Origin of the sequence: Thalassoglobus sp. (assembly GCF_048270125.1) — a bacterium.
Lineage (GTDB): Bacteria > Planctomycetota > Planctomycetia > Planctomycetales > Planctomycetaceae > Thalassoglobus.
The window spans coordinates 79572-96553 of the sequence record NZ_JBLWTN010000009.1 but is presented as its reverse complement, the minus strand read 5'-3'; the positions used below and the strand labels follow the sequence as shown (position 1 = coordinate 96553).

At 50.1% G+C, this 16982-nt stretch carries 14 protein-coding genes; 8 read left to right on the top strand and 6 right to left on the bottom strand.

What is annotated here, in order from left to right:
• Positions 1-79: 79 nt before the first annotated feature.
• Complete coding sequence (locus ACN0YR_RS12820; RefSeq protein ID WP_417849630.1) at positions 80-769, bottom strand: 3-keto-disaccharide hydrolase; 690 nt, start codon at positions 767-769, stop codon at positions 80-82.
• Positions 770-1005: 236 nt separating this feature from the next.
• Between ACN0YR_RS12820 and ispH the strand changes: the two genes are divergently transcribed.
• The 5 genes from ispH (at position 1006) to ACN0YR_RS12795 (ending at position 9566) form a co-directional block, all read left to right on the top strand.
• Positions 1006-1947, top strand: coding sequence for a 4-hydroxy-3-methylbut-2-enyl diphosphate reductase (ispH, locus tag ACN0YR_RS12815; protein WP_417849629.1), 942 nt, complete (start codon positions 1006-1008; stop codon positions 1945-1947).
• Between the two features lie 157 nt (positions 1948-2104).
• Entirely contained in the window at positions 2105-3229 is a 1125-nt protein-coding gene (locus tag ACN0YR_RS12810; protein WP_417849628.1) for a DUF1559 domain-containing protein, read from the top strand.
• Positions 3226-4812 carry a glycosyltransferase family 39 protein gene (locus ACN0YR_RS12805; protein WP_417849627.1) on the top strand — a complete coding sequence of 529 codons (1587 nt, stop codon included), beginning with the start codon at positions 3226-3228 and terminating at the stop codon, positions 4810-4812. Before ACN0YR_RS12810 ends, ACN0YR_RS12805 begins: the two co-directional genes overlap by 4 nt.
• Positions 4813-4909: 97 nt before the next feature.
• Positions 4910-7660, top strand: a complete 2751-nt coding sequence (locus ACN0YR_RS12800; RefSeq protein WP_417849626.1) for a hypothetical protein — start codon at positions 4910-4912, stop codon at positions 7658-7660.
• Between the two features lie 55 nt (positions 7661-7715).
• Positions 7716-9566 (top strand): SUMF1/EgtB/PvdO family nonheme iron enzyme, encoded by a 1851-nt coding sequence (locus ACN0YR_RS12795; RefSeq protein ID WP_417849625.1) that lies wholly within the window; start codon positions 7716-7718, stop codon positions 9564-9566.
• On the opposite strand, the gene ACN0YR_RS12790 is transcribed toward ACN0YR_RS12795, so the two are convergent.
• Positions 9556-10308, bottom strand: a complete 753-nt coding sequence (locus ACN0YR_RS12790; protein ID WP_417849624.1) for a hypothetical protein — start codon at positions 10306-10308, stop codon at positions 9556-9558. The two genes, ACN0YR_RS12795 and ACN0YR_RS12790, sit on opposite strands and share 11 nt — an antisense overlap.
• Before the next feature lie 22 nt (positions 10309-10330).
• Positions 10331-10561: a hypothetical protein gene (locus ACN0YR_RS12785; RefSeq protein ID WP_417849623.1), complete on the bottom strand. Its 231-nt coding sequence runs from the start codon at positions 10559-10561 to the stop codon at positions 10331-10333.
• Positions 10562-10855: 294 nt separating this feature from the next.
• Between ACN0YR_RS12785 and ACN0YR_RS12780 the strand changes: the two genes are divergently transcribed.
• Complete coding sequence (locus tag ACN0YR_RS12780; protein WP_417849622.1) at positions 10856-11056, top strand: hypothetical protein; 201 nt, start codon at positions 10856-10858, stop codon at positions 11054-11056.
• Between the two features lie 65 nt (positions 11057-11121).
• On the opposite strand, the gene ACN0YR_RS12775 is transcribed toward ACN0YR_RS12780, so the two are convergent.
• The 3 genes from ACN0YR_RS12775 to ACN0YR_RS12765 all read right to left on the bottom strand — a co-directional run bounded on the left by ACN0YR_RS12775 (position 11122) and on the right by ACN0YR_RS12765 (position 14739).
• A complete protein-coding gene (locus ACN0YR_RS12775; RefSeq protein WP_417849621.1) occupies positions 11122-12153 on the bottom strand; it encodes a ThiF family adenylyltransferase in 1032 nt (343 codons plus the stop codon).
• A 217-nt stretch (positions 12154-12370) separates the two neighbouring features.
• Positions 12371-12844 (bottom strand): hypothetical protein, encoded by a 474-nt coding sequence (locus ACN0YR_RS12770; protein ID WP_417849620.1) that lies wholly within the window; start codon positions 12842-12844, stop codon positions 12371-12373.
• Positions 12845-13041: 197 nt separating this feature from the next.
• Entirely contained in the window at positions 13042-14739 is a 1698-nt protein-coding gene (locus tag ACN0YR_RS12765) for a hypothetical protein (protein ID WP_417849619.1), read from the bottom strand.
• A gap of 673 nt (positions 14740-15412) precedes the next feature.
• On the opposite strand from ACN0YR_RS12765, the gene ACN0YR_RS12760 reads away from it, so the two are divergent.
• Complete coding sequence (locus tag ACN0YR_RS12760; RefSeq protein WP_417849618.1) at positions 15413-15865, top strand: MarR family winged helix-turn-helix transcriptional regulator; 453 nt, start codon at positions 15413-15415, stop codon at positions 15863-15865.
• Positions 15866-16502: 637 nt separating this feature from the next.
• A complete protein-coding gene (locus ACN0YR_RS12755; RefSeq protein ID WP_417849617.1) occupies positions 16503-16973 on the top strand; it encodes an FHA domain-containing protein in 471 nt (156 codons plus the stop codon).
• Positions 16974-16982 lie beyond the last annotated feature (9 nt).

Sequence of the window (16982 nt, the reverse complement as noted above, 5' to 3'; positions counted from 1 at the left end):
ACGACATTCGTAATGTACGAGACGTCAGCGACAAGCTTCAGAATCAATTTCAAGATCTTGCCAGTTGATCGAGTTGAATTCAGTTCGATGCGGTGTCCGAAACGATCTCCTTGACGCGCAAGTTGCGTATTTTCACAACTGACTTGTGCCCTAACAAACCGATATGTCCGGCAGTTCTCAGGACCCCCGGATGTTCACGCTCATCCATCGCACCATCTTTGACCGCTTCAACGACGTTGCCATCAACAATCGTCTCTCCGTTCAGGATGACTGTCACTTGCGGACCGATGCATCGAATCTCTTGAGTGTTCCATTCGCCGAGCGGCTTCAAATGCCCTTTCTTTGCGGGAATCACCCCATAAACCGAGCCATGAAACTGATAGGGCTTCAACTTCCGGTATCTGGCATCGTCTTCATCCAAAAGTTGGATCTCCATCCCTTCTGTGGCAGCGTGAGCCTTCACGGGCATACGGAGACCGATCCCGTTGTTTGAAGCAGGTGTCAGCAAGAATTCAAATCGAATGATGAAATCACTGTATTCCTTCTCGGTGACCATATTTCCACTCTTATCAGCGAGCGAAACGATCATTCCATCTTCGACTTTGTATGTTTCCTTTGCTCCAACCCACCCATCGAGGGTCTTTCCGTCAAACAATGACACAAAGCCCTCTTCAGAGTCGGACTTTTTGCAGGCTGAATCGGCAGCAAGCACAAATGGCTGGTTCGAAATGAAGATGGCGACTGTTAAGAGCGAAAGCGATGTTTTCATATTAAATTCCTCACAGATTGACAGGTCACATCAGTTGTAGCCGATCTAACTCAAACCACAACCGGGAGCAGAGAGTTTGGATGGTTTCAACCGAGATTCCAATCAACACTGGATTCAAAGTGAACAAGACGAGTAAACTTCGGTTGGAAGATCATCCAAAGTGATGATCAACAGACAACAAGCGATCCGCTTTCATCCAAAGTGTTTCGCAACCATTCTACTTGAGTCAAAGAACAATGAAGGTGCTCCTCGCTAATCCTCGTGGATTCTGTGCCGGTGTCAATATGGCCATCGAATGCCTGGAAGAATGTATTCGAGAATTTGGTACAAACATCTTTGTTTACCACGAGATCGTGCATAATCGCTACGTCGTCGAGAAATTCTCCAGCCAGGGTGTGAAGTTTGTCAACCACCTGAGCGAAGTCCCGGCAGGTTCCATTCTGCTTTACAGCGCCCATGGTGTCTCTCCCGAAATTCGGGCTGAAGCGAGACAGCGCGACCTGCGGACCATTGACGCCACCTGTCCACTGGTCACCAAAGTTCACCTGGAAGCGATCAAGTACGCCAAAGCGAATTACAATATCATTCTCATCGGTCACGATGGACATGATGAAGTCATCGGTACGATGGGCGAAGCGCCTGAAAGTATCACCCTTGTCGAGACCCCAGACGATGTGGATCAGCTTTCATTTTCCCAGGACGATTCGCTCGTCTACCTGACTCAAACCACGTTGAGTGTTGAGGAAGCAAACCAGGTGATTGAACGCCTCAAGCAGCGTTACCCAAACATTGAATCACCTCCTAAGGAAGATATCTGCTACGCCACCACGAATCGCCAACATGCAGTCAAACAACTGATTCAGCAGGCTGACCTGCTGCTCGTTCTCGGCAGCCAGAACAGCTCGAACAGCAAGCGGCTCATGGAGATTGGCCTCGCAGAAGGGAAACAGGCGTATCTGATCGATGGAAAAGACGAACTTCAGCCAGAATGGTTTGAAACCGTTGACACAGTCATGATCACCGCTGGAGCGAGCGCTCCTGAAGTTGTGGTGCAAGACTGCCTGAATCACCTGCAAGAGGAGTATGGGGCCACGATTGAGGAAATCACCACTCGTGAAGAGAATGTCACATTCCCGCTTCCCAAGGAATTGAGACAACTTCAATCGCTGCGAGAATAACCTGAGTCGATGAGTAAATCACCCGGTCGAAACTGCCTCGAGACGAGCAGGGGCTTCTGCTTCCTCTCCAAAGGGCAGGCTCGAATTTTGCGCCTTAATGTGAGGGATGCAAACTTCGAGTTCCCCGGGTGCTCGTCGCATTCAACAGTGCCTGATCATGAGACGCCGTTTTCACCACGTGACTGTTACAGCTTGCAGAATTGCCCGGCCTCACGACCGACCTGCTAACCAACCCACGAACAGGGTCGCAATCTCGATTGTCGAACTCCTTGTCGCATTAGCGATCATTGGGCTACTGATGGCATTGCTGGTCCCAGCCATCAGCCAGGCGCGTCTCTTGGCTCAGCGAACACGTTGCGTCAACAATTTACGAAACATCAGTTTTGGTCTCACTCAATTTGACCATTTACACAAGCGTCTGCCCGCCTCGGGAACTTACTTTGATCCAGACAATCAGCCGAGCGAACCTCGACACAGCTGGGCGGTGTCGATCTTGCCTTGGATTAACCAGGGTAACCTTTACGACCAATGGGATCTGGATCAGGCTTTCAACAGCCCACACAATTTGCCACTCACACAAACAAGTATTCCAATCTATCAATGCCCACTTGACCCTTCGTTGAGTGGAGGCTCACACGGTGATCAGTCATACGCTGTGAATGGGGGTGTCGGATTTACTCATCGCACAAGGGAGGGTGTTGCTGACTGTCCGATCGATCTTGAAGGAAAGCAGATCGACTTCAATGGCGATGGACTCACCTGTACCGGTACAACAACCGATCAACTTGACCTGCAACTCTTCAAACGCATGGGACTCTTCTTTCTGGAAAACTGGAAGCAAGGGGAGACAAAGCGGCACTATTCCATCGCAGAGATTATCGATGGCACTTCGCAAACATTTCTTGTCTGCGAAAACATACGAACTGGATTCAATCCCGATCAGCCGAACCATTCTTTTGCCGACCCTCATCCCAGACGGAGCGCCTTCTATATCGGTAGCCCATGCGAGAATGGCGATTGCACAGCGGCCTCAGTGAATTACCAGCGGTGCAATGAAGGGCTGAATCGAATAAACGGTGGACTGACATCTCCCGAAGGAAGCTCACCAGTTCCGAACAGCCTCCACGAGGGAGGCGTGAACATGGCTTACGCCGATGGGCACGTGGCGTTCTTGTCAGAGTCGATAGATGGAGCGGTTTACGCTGCACTGGCAAGCGCTCAAGGTCTCCTGCTCGATAAAACATCGCTGCAACAGGTGATTATAGACGGAGACTTTTTTTGAAGTCCCTCACTCATCACGATCCCAATCAGGTCTATCACTTCCGCACACGTGAACTTCCCGCGCTGCTGATCATTTTAGGAATCGCAACGTTACTACGCTGCCATCTTCTGGGGGCTGTCAGCTTGTGGTACGACGAAGCCTGCTCCTTGCGGATCAGTCAATTCCCGCTCGATGAAATGCTTGATGCGATTTCTCGTGATGCCCATCCTCCTTTGTATTACTTCGCACTCAAAGGTTGGACAATTTGCTTTGGAAATGCGACCTCAACAGTCCGATTGCTGAGCGTTCTCTTCGGCGTGAGCACTACTGCTGCAAGTTGGTGGTTTGTGCGAGAATTGAGTGCGCCGAAAGTCAATCAACCCTACCAGAGGCGTGACAGAGTCGCCCCGCTACTGGCAGCCCTGTTCGTGGCGATGAACCCGTTGCATATTGAACTCAGTCAGGAAGCACGTCCTTATACGATGGGCACATTCTTCGCAGTGCTGTCTGCGGTTTTTCTCGTCCGGGCAAACCGGAAGGACTCCAGTCACAAAAGCCCTGCCAGACTCTCAACCTGGATCGCTTTTGGAGTTTGTGTCACTGCGTTGTCGATGACACACTATTACGGATTATGGAGCGTTGGAGCCATGCTTCTGTTTGCCATTGGCGTTTCCATTCAGCGACGTGCGTGGAGAGGCTCTATTCTGAGCGCTGCAGTCATCGGAATCAGCTGGGCTCCGTGGTGGCAGACCTTCCTGTTTCAACATACTCGAGCGGTCGACCAACTCTGGTTCCCTCCACTGACGACGAATTCACTCCTTGAAACGGTATTTCAAGCACTTGCTGGAGGCAAGCATTCGGGACTCATAGAAATCCTGATTCCAGTTCTCTTCTTCTCGTGGTTTGCGATTGGGATCTTCTTCCTCTGTTCGCGTGAAAGCAATGATTCTCTGATCGGTCTCTGCATCGTCAGCCCTTTGCTGACAGTCATTTTATATAGCGTGTTGATTCGCAACATTCTCGGTGTGCGGTACCTTATTTTCGCTCAAACCTTTGTACTCATCGCAATTGCCATATTGACCCGCCGCATCAACAAGCGTCAATTTCAAATCGCTGTACTGGTTTCAGTTGTTGCATGGGACGGTTATTGGTGTTTAGAACTCACGAAGTCTCGCCTCGACGCAGCGAAATTTCCCGGTGGAATGAGCGCAGCCAGATACATCAACGAACAAATCGACAGTGCCGACCCATGTATCGCGAGTTCACCGTTTGTCTTCACTCTACTCTCCCCAAGTGTCGACGCAGAGAAGAACTTCATAGTCGAGTATCGCAGAGAGCACCGCGACGACTTGTTGTCCGGACCTTCGATTCAACAGAAAGATTTTTCCCGAACCGATTCAATTCTCCAGTCTGATAAACCGACCAAAATCTGGGCGGTTGATGTTGTTGGATTGTTTGGAAAGTCGGTTCGTGTCAAACTCCCGAGTGACTACCAGCTCTCTTCTGAAGCACGATTCCCAGAACGCTATGGGTATCGAATCGACTACGTCATTCGAGAATATCGACTCATCGAAGAGCCCCCCCCCGCCCGCTCATTTCCTTGAGACGCTGCTTCATACAAGCCACAAACATTTGGTCCTGATAATGTCCCCTTGCGCACTCAGAAAATTCAATCGATGCCTTCCTCAGAAGATCTTCTCGTTGCTGATCATTCTCTTATGTCCAATGGTTTGCCATTCGCAAACAACAGAACTACAAGCCATCTTTTCGAAACTCGACAAAAACTCTGACGGAAAACTCAGCCTCGTGGAAGCGATCGGCTTGAAAGCTGAAGGCCGACAGCGAGGAGACTACTTCACTTCCGACCTCGATGAAAACGGGACGCTCTCGCCGGACGAATACGAACTTTTTCACAACATTGGAAATCTCAAAAAACGCTCATCGATCCCCGACCCGATTCAAGAGCATTTTGAGAAGACTGTTCAGCATGTCTTGAAGTTAACACAGAAGAATCTCGACCAAAACTCTGGCGTCCAGCTTGATTTGTGGGAAACGACGTTCGCAAAGAACTGGTGGGGCTCGCTCTATAAAGAGTTCGATAAGGATGAGTCGGGCAGGCTGACGGAAGAAGAAATTCGGCATGGATTCTCAGTCGCTTTCGGAATCCATGATCACGATGGAATCCCATTACGTTTCGAAAATGGGACGCGTTTCGACTGGAGACACCACTTTGTCGCCGGAGACACAAACGCTGATGGAACACTCGACAAACAGGAGTTTGAAAAGCTCATCGGAGCATACCGACCAGAATTAAAAGAGCGTTCACTGGCAAGTGACGTCAACGGCGATGGCATCTACTCATGTGAAGAACTCATTGCAGTTCCCTTTCATTCTCGCGATCCACTGGCGGTCTTTCGCAAGCTGGACGCAACAGAAGATGGAGCACTCGACCAAGCTGAAATCGCCACACTCCCAGCATGGCAGCAAGGTTATATCCCCTGGGTACTGCGAGCGTTTGACAGCAACCAAAATCAGAAATTATCGCTCACGGAATTCTTGAGATCCCCTCTCGCAATCCCGTATCTGGATTGGTCACAACCAATGACCGACCTCAATCAGGATGGAGTTCTGACTCTCGATGAATTCCATCCCGGTCGAGACTGGCAATTCCTGGGCATCTCCGCGATCTACTTCAGTCTTCTTGATACAAACAATGATCAACGTCTCAACTTAAGTGAATTTCGATTCAAGGTCGAACCCGAGAATGTTCACTTTGAGGACTTCTTCGACTTCCTCGATGTGGATGCGAATGACGAAATTTCCTTCGCCGAATTCTTCCCCGCTGAAAATTCAAAAGAATCCTCCGGACCGATATTCGTCAGCCACCAACATCTGTTTGAACGAGCGGATCGAAATGGAAGCGGCACGCTCTCCAGAGAAGAATTCGACTCTACTCCCCAACTGTTTCAGGCTTATCAATTAGAGCGTCAACTGCGATCAACATACATTGTGAAATTCCAGAAACTCGACATCGACAAAGACGCTCACCTCAGCTTTGAAGAGATCTCACAAAACTCGCAGCCCAGGCATCGCGAAGCACTTCGGTATGTGTTCAATCTTGTCGATGCCAATGCGGATGGGGTCCACGACTTCAATGAATTTATGTGCTACGAGGGGAGGTCGAACTCAGCCATCCGTGGCCCCATTGAGGATCCTGTCACATATTTGATTCAATCGATCCTCCTGAATGTTCTCCCGTCGGAAGCTGACCCTGTCACCTACGAGCATGCCCGAAAAGAACTCGCGAAGCGAATCCCCAATATGCCGGTCGACAAGATCGTTTTATGGGACCGAAACAGCGATCAGAAACTGAGTCTCACCGAGCTTCGCATTGGTCTCGAAGATCACTTCGGAGTCTGGCATCCCAGTGGATTACAACTGAGAAAACCTAACGGGACGCTGTTCGCATATCGTTCGTTCCAGCAATTCGACACGAACTCTGACCAACAACTTTCGGAAGCCGAGTTAAAAAAAGGATCCGGAAAAAGCAAAGCGGCGAACCACAAACTCTTCGCGAGTCTGGATCGCAATGGGAATGGAATGATCGAGCTCTTAGAACTCGAAAACGGCACACTCTTCTGGTCCGACCTTCTCTCGCTGTTTCAAAAGTATGACCAGAATCAGGATTTAAAAATCAGTGAATCGGAGCTCAAAGCCGCCTCGAAACCATGGGAGCAACCGCTCGTGAAACGGACCCTCAAGGCATTCGACAAAGACAACGACCAGCATCTCTCGTTTTTAGAATTTCGCTCGACCCCTTTTGCGAATCTGGCAGCGACTTGGGTTGAAGCGAAAGACCTCGACTTCGATGGGCGCCTCTCCCGAAAGGAATTTACGTCGGCATTCCCCAATGTCGCTCAGGGTGAAGCCAACTGGATGTTCTCGAATTTCGATCTCGATGACAATCATTTTCTCAACAGGCAGGAGTACCCACTTTCGCTGGACACTCGCAAAATTCCAGCTGAAATCGTATTTGAAATTCTCGATCAGAATCAGGATCAACAGCTCACTATTGAAGAAGCTGCCGGAGAACGACCTGAAGGCCAGCTGGCGCTGGCTCGCTATGATTCAAAAATCATGCGAATCGAGGATGCCTGGAGACATGCTGACAACGACGGCAACAGAACTCTTTCCTTTTCAGAGTTCATTCAACATCAGGCGAATCTCCTTGCTGCCATTCACGGAACAAAACTGCCGCAGTCCAGCCTGCACACTCCGAGCCCTCCCCAAATTCCTCCAACAGTTTCCGAGAACATCGTCCCCGAACAGATCAATAATACCGACTGGCGTATTGTCGGGCTCATTGGATTCAACGTTTTGATTCTCATCACCATCATCTTCCTAATGGTTCGACCGAAGTCAGCTTTCCAGCGAGGAAATGATGAAGGCTAACCCACGCAAACGAATCTGCTCCCTCCGTAGGGGGATCACACTCACAGAGGTTCTGGTGCTGCTGATCATTCTCTCGGGACTTGCTTCCATCGGAATTCCCGTGCTCTCCCGCCTCAGAGAATCGGCTCGTCAAACACAATGCCAGGCGAATTTAAAGCAACTGACAACAGCTCTCCACACTTACCATGACGTTCATCGCTCACTTCCGCCGGCAGCTTTTTGGTCGACAGATGCGACAACCTCGTTGCTCCTCCATGAGTCCAAACAGGTCGACGCCATCTCGATGCAGAACTGGGTTCAACTGCTCCTTCCCCACGCGGGATACGAAGAACTCGCTCAGGCATTTCACAACGAGAAGCCAATCGGCAGCTCCGCCAATCAGGTTGCCCGTACATCTTCTGTTCCCCTAATGACTTGTCCGGTCGACGACTTCCATCGCGCGGACAATCACTACGCACTCCGAACAGGTCATTCGACTCAGCCACCGCTGTTGTTTGCAAGAGGGAACTATGGAATCAACGGAGGTTCTCACAACTATCAAACCGAAGCTCCATCAACCGCTAAACCGATTGGAGATGGAGCGATCTGTACCATCGATCCTGAAACACGATCCTATCGAATGGAAGGAAACGGAATCGCCGGAATTAACACCGCATTCAGCTTCGACGATTTCAAGAACGGAACGGGGACTCTCATTGCTCTGGAAGAACTTCGAGCTGGAATCGATCCACTCGATCCACGTGGAGTTTGGTCGCTGGGACAGATCGGCGGAAGCATCACCTGGGGGCATGGAGTCGGAAGCGACAACTACGCACCGAACCACAACTGGGTGAGAGCAGATGACATTCTCGGCTGCCAATCACTTCATGAGACTTTGGGAACGGAGAGACTCACCGCACTGGGGATGCCGTGCGTCGATTACGTCGACCGGAATCAGCAGGCAACTTCCCGCAGCCGGCATCCGGGGGGAGTCTATGTCTCCTTCATCGATGGAAGCGTCCGTTTCCTGAGCAATGAAATCGATCCGGGGCTGTGGCATGTCATACACTCACGTGAAACACCGCCCGAAGTCTTTGAAGCTCACCCACCACATAAACCGAAGAACAGCCAATCTCCCGCCCCAAAGACCGGCAAGTCGCCGCAGGTTCTGAGCCCGTTCACGAATTCAGTCGGAATGCGGTTCGTTGTGATCCCCTCAGGTGAGTTCCAGATGGGTCTCCCTGACTTCGGAAATGGTCCCGCTCCCCAAGAAGCTCCCGCTCATCCCGTGAAAATACCGAACAGCTTCTGGATGGGACAATGCGAAGTCACCATCGAACAGTTTTCAAAAGTGATGCTTCCAACAGACAGAGAACTCTTATACAGACGGCATGAAGCGACCAGCGTAACAACAGGAAATTCTTCACAATTGCCGGTGACAAATATCACATGGAATGAAGCTGTCGCATTCTGCCAAAAGTTGACAGAAACAGAACAGGCGCTCGGTCACAAACGAAGATATCGATTGCCCACAGAAGCAGAATGGGAATACTGCTCTCGAGAAGGCAACAGCATTCCGTATCGATGGACTCCAAACCGTCAGCAGGGTGATGTTTCTGGAGAGTCCGCCGGAATTTTCCCTGCGTTACCGATTTCACCAGTCGGATCATTTCCAGAAAACCGATTCGGCCTCCACGACATGCGTGGAAATGTCTGGGAATGGACGGCCGACTGGTACGCCCGCGACTATTACAGTCGATCTCCTAAAATGAATCCTCAAGGTCCACCGACCGGATACCTCAAAGTTGTCCGTGGAAGCGATTGGCGTTTCGTTGGCGAACCATGCCACATCGACTACCCGATGCTTCCCCCCTGGAAATCAAATCCCGTGGTCGGATTTCGCGTTGTTTGCGAACCTATTCGTTAAATTTTTTCGCCCGCTCTTTCAACCGAGCTTTGAAGTCAGCGATCGTGCCAGCGGGATCATCATCAAATGCCTGCTTGCATCCGCTGCAACAGACGTAGTAGGTCTCACCCTCGAAAGTCACCGCAGTTTGAGCGGTTCCACCGGTCACAACACATTCGCGTTTTCCGCCACCAGGAATGGCTAACCTTGTCCCGGCACGTGTGTATCCGACTTCTGCGATGCGAAAGAAAGACGCCCCACCAGCAGATGTCTTCTCATGCAACACCAGCGACCGTTTCTCATTCAGCGGAGTGATTGTGATCCGGTACCGGACTCCCTCATCATCGGCTGGAGATGTCAACAAAAGTCTATTGTCGTCCCAGTCACCGGTGTACACTTTTGATTGCTGTTTCGAATCAATCAGCTCCAGCCGATACTTATCGGTTTCATCCCAGGTAATGAGTCCGCTTTCTGTCAATTGACCATCGTTGACAACGTATTTGACAGCTGGTGTTTTCTTGGAGAAGTCCCAGACAAACTCACCGGTTTGCCTCCACGCGCCACGCGTCGAGCCTCGGCGGACCTGTCCTGTCCCTCGCCATTCCCCAATCAGACTGTTCAGACGCTCAAGAGACTCACGCGCCACATTGACCTGTACTGGTTCGTCTGAAAAACTGAAATTCCAGGTCGCTGCCAACAAGGCGAAGGCACTGAAACAGACGACAGTCCCGAGATTCGATTGCTGCCGTTTCATTTTTTTCATCGATGAGTCCTCAAACATGAATTCAGACCAAATCTCTAACGATGGCTCGTGAATACGCCAGCTTGTCTCCGGACGCCTCACCACTGCAAGGCAAAACCAGCATGATTGGCTCAACAGCAGCCACATGTTGGACTTGGATGAACCAGTCGTAGAACACCGGATCTCCAAAATCAGACCGAAGAATTCCCTGGCTGACTTCAGATTCTCCCGATTCTAACGGCTTGTTGACTTGCAAGCGAACTCTGATTTTCAAATTAAAAAAACTTTTCTTGCAACGGGTCCGCACGCATCTTGATGATAAAGATCGGCCTCTCCGGTGCGTTTTCAATGCTTGCCGTCATCCGCCTGCAATCCGTGAAGTTCCCCTACATGACTTCATTGACTACACACCACGAGACAGAGCGCCATGGCAATTTTTTGAATCTGCTCTGACAATGGGCCCCTGAAGTATTCGCTTCAGGAACTGAAAACAATTCCTCCATCACTGATCGGTGAAGCAGAAGGAGTCGCATTCACAATCGAGAATGAAGGATGAGAAGGACGAACAATGGCACTACAAAACAACGGAACAACCATCGACTCAACTGTCGGCTACATGATGGTCGGAATGCTGGTGATTGTCTTTGTCGCACTCACGATCTTCGGAATGAAGCGAATTGAGGCGACCTCTGAACGGGTCAAGCAAGATCATCAAAACGCGAAAGTCGTCGATGAAGAAATCATTGACATCAACGGGTATGCCCAATAGCAGGGCACAGTCTGCAATAGCAACGGGCCAGGAAATTAAGTCTGATTTAAGCGAACAACGAGTGCTCAGTTACCCAGGTAGCGAGCGTATAACTGGCGGGCCTCTGCAAGATCTTCCGTCCCGCTGATAATTGCGCGTCCGTTCTGGAAGATTGTAAACTCGTGGTCGGATTCATTCGGCTTGAAGATCAGTAGAAATGAATTGTTTTTGACTTCACCCGACTGCGAAAGCCTCTTCTCCAGCTCAGGAAATGTGAGCGACATTTTCGCCGGAGGTGAAAGTTGCACCGAGTTCCGCCCGCAAAGCACTGTCGACTGTGAACCACACTCTCCGTTCAACCAAACCCGATCTTTCCCTGAACAACACGGGCAGGACTTTGCTTCGTTCAGTTTGGAAACATCCAGCTTCCTCATCGTCCCATCCCAGACATCGACGATCGTCAGCGACCGTGAAATCAAATCTTTTTGCCCGGTCAGATATTTGATCGCGTCGACGACCTGTAATGACGAAACGACCTGAATCGCAGAGGCCAGCACTCCTGCGGTGTCGCATGTTTCAGCACTGCCGGGGTCAGGAATTTCCGGCATGAGACAACGCAAGCAGGGAGTCTCGCCCGGAATGATTGTCATCACTTGCCCATGGCTTCCAACACATCCCGCATGGACCCAGGGCGTCCCTGTTTCGACTGATGCATCGTTGATAAGAAAACGGATTTCGAAGTTGTCCGTCCCATCGAGAATCAAATCGACATCGCTGACGAATCCTAGAATGTTCTCAAACGTGACATCTGCGACATGCGGTTCGATGACAATTTCGCTGTTGATTGCTTCCAGTTTTCTGGTCGCAGCGACCACTTTTGGTAAACGCTGTCGAACATCGTCTTCGTCAAAAAGAACCTGACGTTGCAGATTCGAAAGATCAACAAAATCTCGATCAACGATCCGCACGAAACCGAATCCAGCCCGGACAATCGTTTGTGCAATCACAGACCCGAGAGCACCACAACCGATCAAGGCGACGCGACTATTGAGCAGCGCTCGTTGACCTGCTTCACCAACTCCATCAAAGAGAATTTGCTTTCGATATCGTTCAATCATGGTCGCAACAATTTGCCGCTTGAGAATTCGTGAATTGAGAGTATTCGTGGAGCCATGAAAGTGATCGACTCAGGCACGAGAAACACAAAGGGGTTCGAGTATATCGAATTCGCAAGCTCGGGGGAGACCTGTATGATTGACTCACTGTTTCTGACGATTGTCCTGACACTTTCGCACAGGCAGCGAATTCCCACTCGGTCGTTTTTCGTACGAGTCGTTACTCTCCCGGCTTGGGGGTCTCCAATGACATCGATTGAATCCACTCGCGAATCAATTCGATCGATTCCGGATGAGAGATATTCCGGCCCAGATTCGGCATTCGAACTCCCGGTTCATCGGACTCCATTCGGTAAACTAAAATCGACTGATCCGGCTTGCCAGGAACGATATCGTACTTCCGCCCGCCTGAACCGCGTCCGGTCGCTGTGGGTGATTTCCAGACTCCAAATCTGGCAGGATCATTCTGAGAGAGACTTAAATCCAACCCGGATGTTCGTGCGGTTTCGCTGGGTGAAATCGTGTAAGTCGAAGGGGCAAGAGGCTGTACTATCTTGGCATCTTCTGGCTTGGCATCTTCCTGTTGTGCGAACGTTCCCGACTCCGAAGCGAGGAGCCACACTCCTGCAAGGCTCACAATGACGATACAGGTGGTCAGCGATTGATTCCAAAGACTGACTTGGCTTGAACGCATCCCGCTCACCCTGATCGATAACAAAGAAGAATCATTCATTTCCACGAGAAAAGAGGCGTACTTCTTTCCAGATGCGCGAACAAGCGTCTCTCCCGAAGAACCGCCAGCCTGATTCGTTTTACGAATCAAGAGAATTCACGATTCGCTCATGTCAGCCGGTCCCCGTATTCAGTTCGAACCGCCCCCGCAACAACAGGTTATCCCAACAATGCTGGCCCCAGTAAACCGGGAAGCTTGAAAACAGAAGGCTGACAGTACAAATCGACGAGTTTCCAGGCGATTTGTTCGGAATGGTTATGCGAAGAAAACCAGACTGGCTTGGGAAAATTACACAGAGGTCCGCGGAAGACAGTCTTTTCAAACTGATCGAGGAAATACAGATTGTGGACGCTGCCGATTCCGCTTTGGACATCGTACAGGTCGTTTTCAGAAGATGCTCCCCAAGGTGGAGTCATCAAGGCATAAACTAAACCCGCCCATTGATTGATACAGACACTCCCATAGTTGAGCCGCGAGATGGCGTCTTCAACTTGAGCTGGGTTCTGTTTCTGAAACTGATCTGTCACGGTGATGGAGGCAGCCAGTGTCCCGAACAGTTCTTCGTTACAGAACACGACAGCCTGATCCAGAAACTGTTCCGGAGTTTCGGCATCGAGTTGAACTTCAACACAAACAGGTGCAAACGTTTCATCAATGAAGAATTGTGGCATCTCCTCTGGATGAACATTCTCCAGAATTCTCCAGGGGAGAGTTCCCTCATCATCTACGATCGCAGGTTCACCTGTGAATCGCTCCAACCGATCCAAAGTTCCCGGATAATAAGGGACTCGACTCGGTATTTTCGCAAGCGTCTCCTTAAGAATTCCCAGAAACTCTTCACGCTGTGCCCAATTCTTCGACGTGACTATCACTCGGGTTGTAATACAGTTGAAAGCAGCGTTGTTTGTGAGGGAAGCAGCAAGGTTTCCCGCCTGAAACTGCAGTTCTTTCCGAGAGTATTTGCCCGGAACAATCATCCACGGAGTGACATTCCCGAGTTCGCTCGTAATGTCTTTCTTCAGCGCCGGATCACTTTCTTCCTGCCGCTTATGTCTCTCTTCAGGTGTGGCGCCCCACACGATTTGATCGTGCGTATGATGCGATCCTGTAATATGAACATGCTGAACGTCGTCGTGCTCAACAGCGTATTTACCCGCCTCTGCATCTCCACAAAAGATTCGCAACCAGCCTCGTTCTATCACCGGAGCCAGAATCTTCGAGTACACATCAAATAAATAGTCGTTGACAGGATTCAATTTCAATAAGACGAGATGCCCCTCTTGAAACAACTTGGAGAGAGAGTCGGTAAGTGGAATCGACGCAACATTCCCCGCCCCCAAAACAAGAGAGATCGGGGCTGGCTGTTCCGAACCACCAAGAAGAGGTTCCAGAAGGTTTCCATGAAGAGACTCCTCGTCGACGCCCGGCTGCATCCAGACCTCTGCAGTGAGACCCAGGTAGGCAATCGAATCAAAAATCCCATTTGCGGGAAACACTGGAACCTTCAAGCGTCCATCCCTGAGCTTGGAGACTTTCCCGGGGAGTCGCGGCTTCCCATGATCTTCGATCGCTGTTAACGATTGCAGCAACAGAGTCAAATATCGCGCAGTGCTCATGGGGCCAGAAAGCACCTCTTCACTTCGCTGCGAGGAGTTTTTCAGCGACTTTGCGCGACTGCAAAGTTCAATCCACTCCGGAGCATTGCTGAGGAGCGCATTACGAATTTCCTTGATCGCAGATTTTTTTTCTGCAATAGAAACACGAGAAAATCCCGCAGAGCTTTCCCGTAATGCAGACAAAAAGACATCTATCTCATGGGATTGAGCGTTCTGCAGGTCAACAGTAGACGTAGTCAAAGTAGACCTCCTGAGAACTCTGTAGCGGGAAGACCTTCGAATTCGTAGAACCGCCACCAAACGAGCTGTTGACTTCTTTGGCGCGAATGCGAAAGCACGTTGCAATCAAAACGATGGCTACTATTTGAATAGTAGTCTGCCCACCGAATGGAGGCAAATCGCCGGAGCTCTTTTTCACTCTCCGCCGTCCTTCTCTCAGCAACAATCAACGCACAAGAATTTGTCAATGCGAAGAGACTGAATGATTCTTATTCGCCACGGTGTAAAAGGTCATTCGACGAAACAGACCGCGTCCACCAATCAGGACCACTTACTTCGCGGCCTCAACAACCCTCACATCAACAGCCGCCAATAGGTCCATGCGTCTAAAATACAAAAGAATTTTCTCACTTTGATCACTCTAAATTCTTTCTGAGATCATATCGATTTACATTTGCGTTTCTCCGACACGACCATCAAGATACTTGCGGAAATGAAGGTTAGGAGTGCAGAAAACTCCTGGAACCGATCCTGAAGCTTGAAATTGTTCTCTCAAACGATGAGAAAAGCAGCGATTCCAAAGGCTTTCAGACTGGTTCTCAATTTTTCAAATCATCGATGATCGGCAGAGTGGGAAAAATCGTAAAGACTCTGTCGAACATCGAGTTCGTAAACCAATTCAGTTGGGCGGCCAGTGAATTCAGACAACCTAGATTATCTTCTGGACTATTGGATACTACTCGTTGGCAAAGAGTTGGAACGCATCGGCAACATCGCCCTTGAGCCGCTCGGAGTGACGTACAGGCAAGCCCAGGTGATCGGAGCTTTAACCGTCTTTGGCGAGATGTCGCAAACCAAGCTGGCAGAGCGAGTTCAAGTGGAACCATCGAGCGTAGTCCGGCTTGTCGATCGGATGGAACGAGATGGCTGGATCATCCGCCAACAAAGCCCGACAGATCGACGAGTGAAGCTGTTGCAACTGACTGACCAGGTCAAGCCGATCTGGACGGAAGTTGTGAACGCAGGCATGATTACCCGAGACCGTGCAGTCAAAGGGATCTCTCAAACACGGCTCAACGCACTGAACAAAACGTTGTCAGACATTTACAAAAACTTGGCCGAGGACGACGGGTCAGGTTTGCTGTAATCACAATTCATGCATCTTCTGCGGTGTGACTCTACTGTCTGTCCGAATGCGCTCTGATTTTTATCCGGTCCTATTCTGGATCATGTTCAACGCTTGCGGTGCCTGTGGCTCTCACTTTTCTCAATGTTTGAGAGCAAATTCAAGGTGCAGCATCAGTTCTAGAGCATCTTTCGAATTGGTTTGCCGGTTCTGCCTCGTGGCGAACAGCATTTTTGCTAGAGAAATGCGCTCTTCACGGGCAAACGGTAGAGCAAACTGCTCTAAAGTATGTTTCATTGAAGTCTTCAGTGTCGAATTTATCCGCCGGTGAGTTCCAGTGGCGAGAGAACCTCCAAAGATGCAGCGATATCGCTGCAGGCCAACTGTGAGCATGCATTATTTCACGATTTGTGTCCGTGATGAATGGTTTTCATTTGGGAAAGTTCTGGACTCCTTGAGACGGAACGCGAATACAATTCAGAAAAGTGCGCTCACCGAATATGTTTGACTTCAAAAAACAACGCATGTAGATTGATGAATGAGGTTTCACCAAGTCTTCAGCACTTCAAAGAGAGTCATGTGTTCAGCTTTCGCTTGAACTCGTGAACACGGGTCTTCAATTCACACAATCGACTGATTCAAATTTAAGGATACAACTATGTTGGGCGAACTGATTCCCGTTGGCGGCGGGGACAGCATTCCGCTACTTGAACCGAGACTGATGATCGGGCGTCGGAGCAGCTGTGAGATTGTCCTCGCATACCCAAATGTCTCTTCACAACATTGTGAACTGACGTATGTCGATGGCTATTGGCAAATTCGTGACATGGGCAGCCGCAACGGTATTAAAGTCAACGGAGAACGTCATGATCAGAAGTGGCTGCACCCCGGAGATGAAATTTCGATTGCCAAACACCACTTCGAAATCTCCTACGAGCCAGTCGGAACCGCTCCTCCTGAAGAAGAGGACCCTTTCGAAATGGGACTGTTAGAGAAAGCGGGGCTGCAGAAACAGGAAGCAGAACGACGACGTGCAACGCCTCCTCCCGCCTCCGCCAAACCTGTTAAAAAACAATCCTTCAGTGCTGAAGAAGACGAAGCGATGGACTGGCTCATGGGAGAAGACTAGAGCAGTTTG

What these genes read in the sequence shown, in the direction of transcription:
- ACN0YR_RS12820 (WP_417849630.1), bottom strand. Translation starts at nt 769, where the DNA reads ATGAAAACATCGCTTTCGCTCTTAACAGTCGCCATCTTCATTTCGAAC.
- ispH (WP_417849629.1), top strand. Translation starts at nt 1,006, where the DNA reads ATGAAGGTGCTCCTCGCTAATCCTCGTGGATTCTGTGCCGGTGTCAAT.
- ACN0YR_RS12810 (WP_417849628.1), top strand. Translation starts at nt 2,105, where the DNA reads ATGAGACGCCGTTTTCACCACGTGACTGTTACAGCTTGCAGAATTGCC.
- ACN0YR_RS12790 (WP_417849624.1), bottom strand. Translation starts at nt 10,308, where the DNA reads ATGAAAAAAATGAAACGGCAGCAATCGAATCTCGGGACTGTCGTCTGT.
- ACN0YR_RS12780 (WP_417849622.1), top strand. Translation starts at nt 10,856, where the DNA reads ATGGCACTACAAAACAACGGAACAACCATCGACTCAACTGTCGGCTAC.
- ACN0YR_RS12775 (WP_417849621.1), bottom strand. Translation starts at nt 12,153, where the DNA reads ATGATTGAACGATATCGAAAGCAAATTCTCTTTGATGGAGTTGGTGAA.
- ACN0YR_RS12770 (WP_417849620.1), bottom strand. Translation starts at nt 12,844, where the DNA reads ATGCGTTCAAGCCAAGTCAGTCTTTGGAATCAATCGCTGACCACCTGT.
- ACN0YR_RS12755 (WP_417849617.1), top strand. Translation starts at nt 16,503, where the DNA reads ATGTTGGGCGAACTGATTCCCGTTGGCGGCGGGGACAGCATTCCGCTA.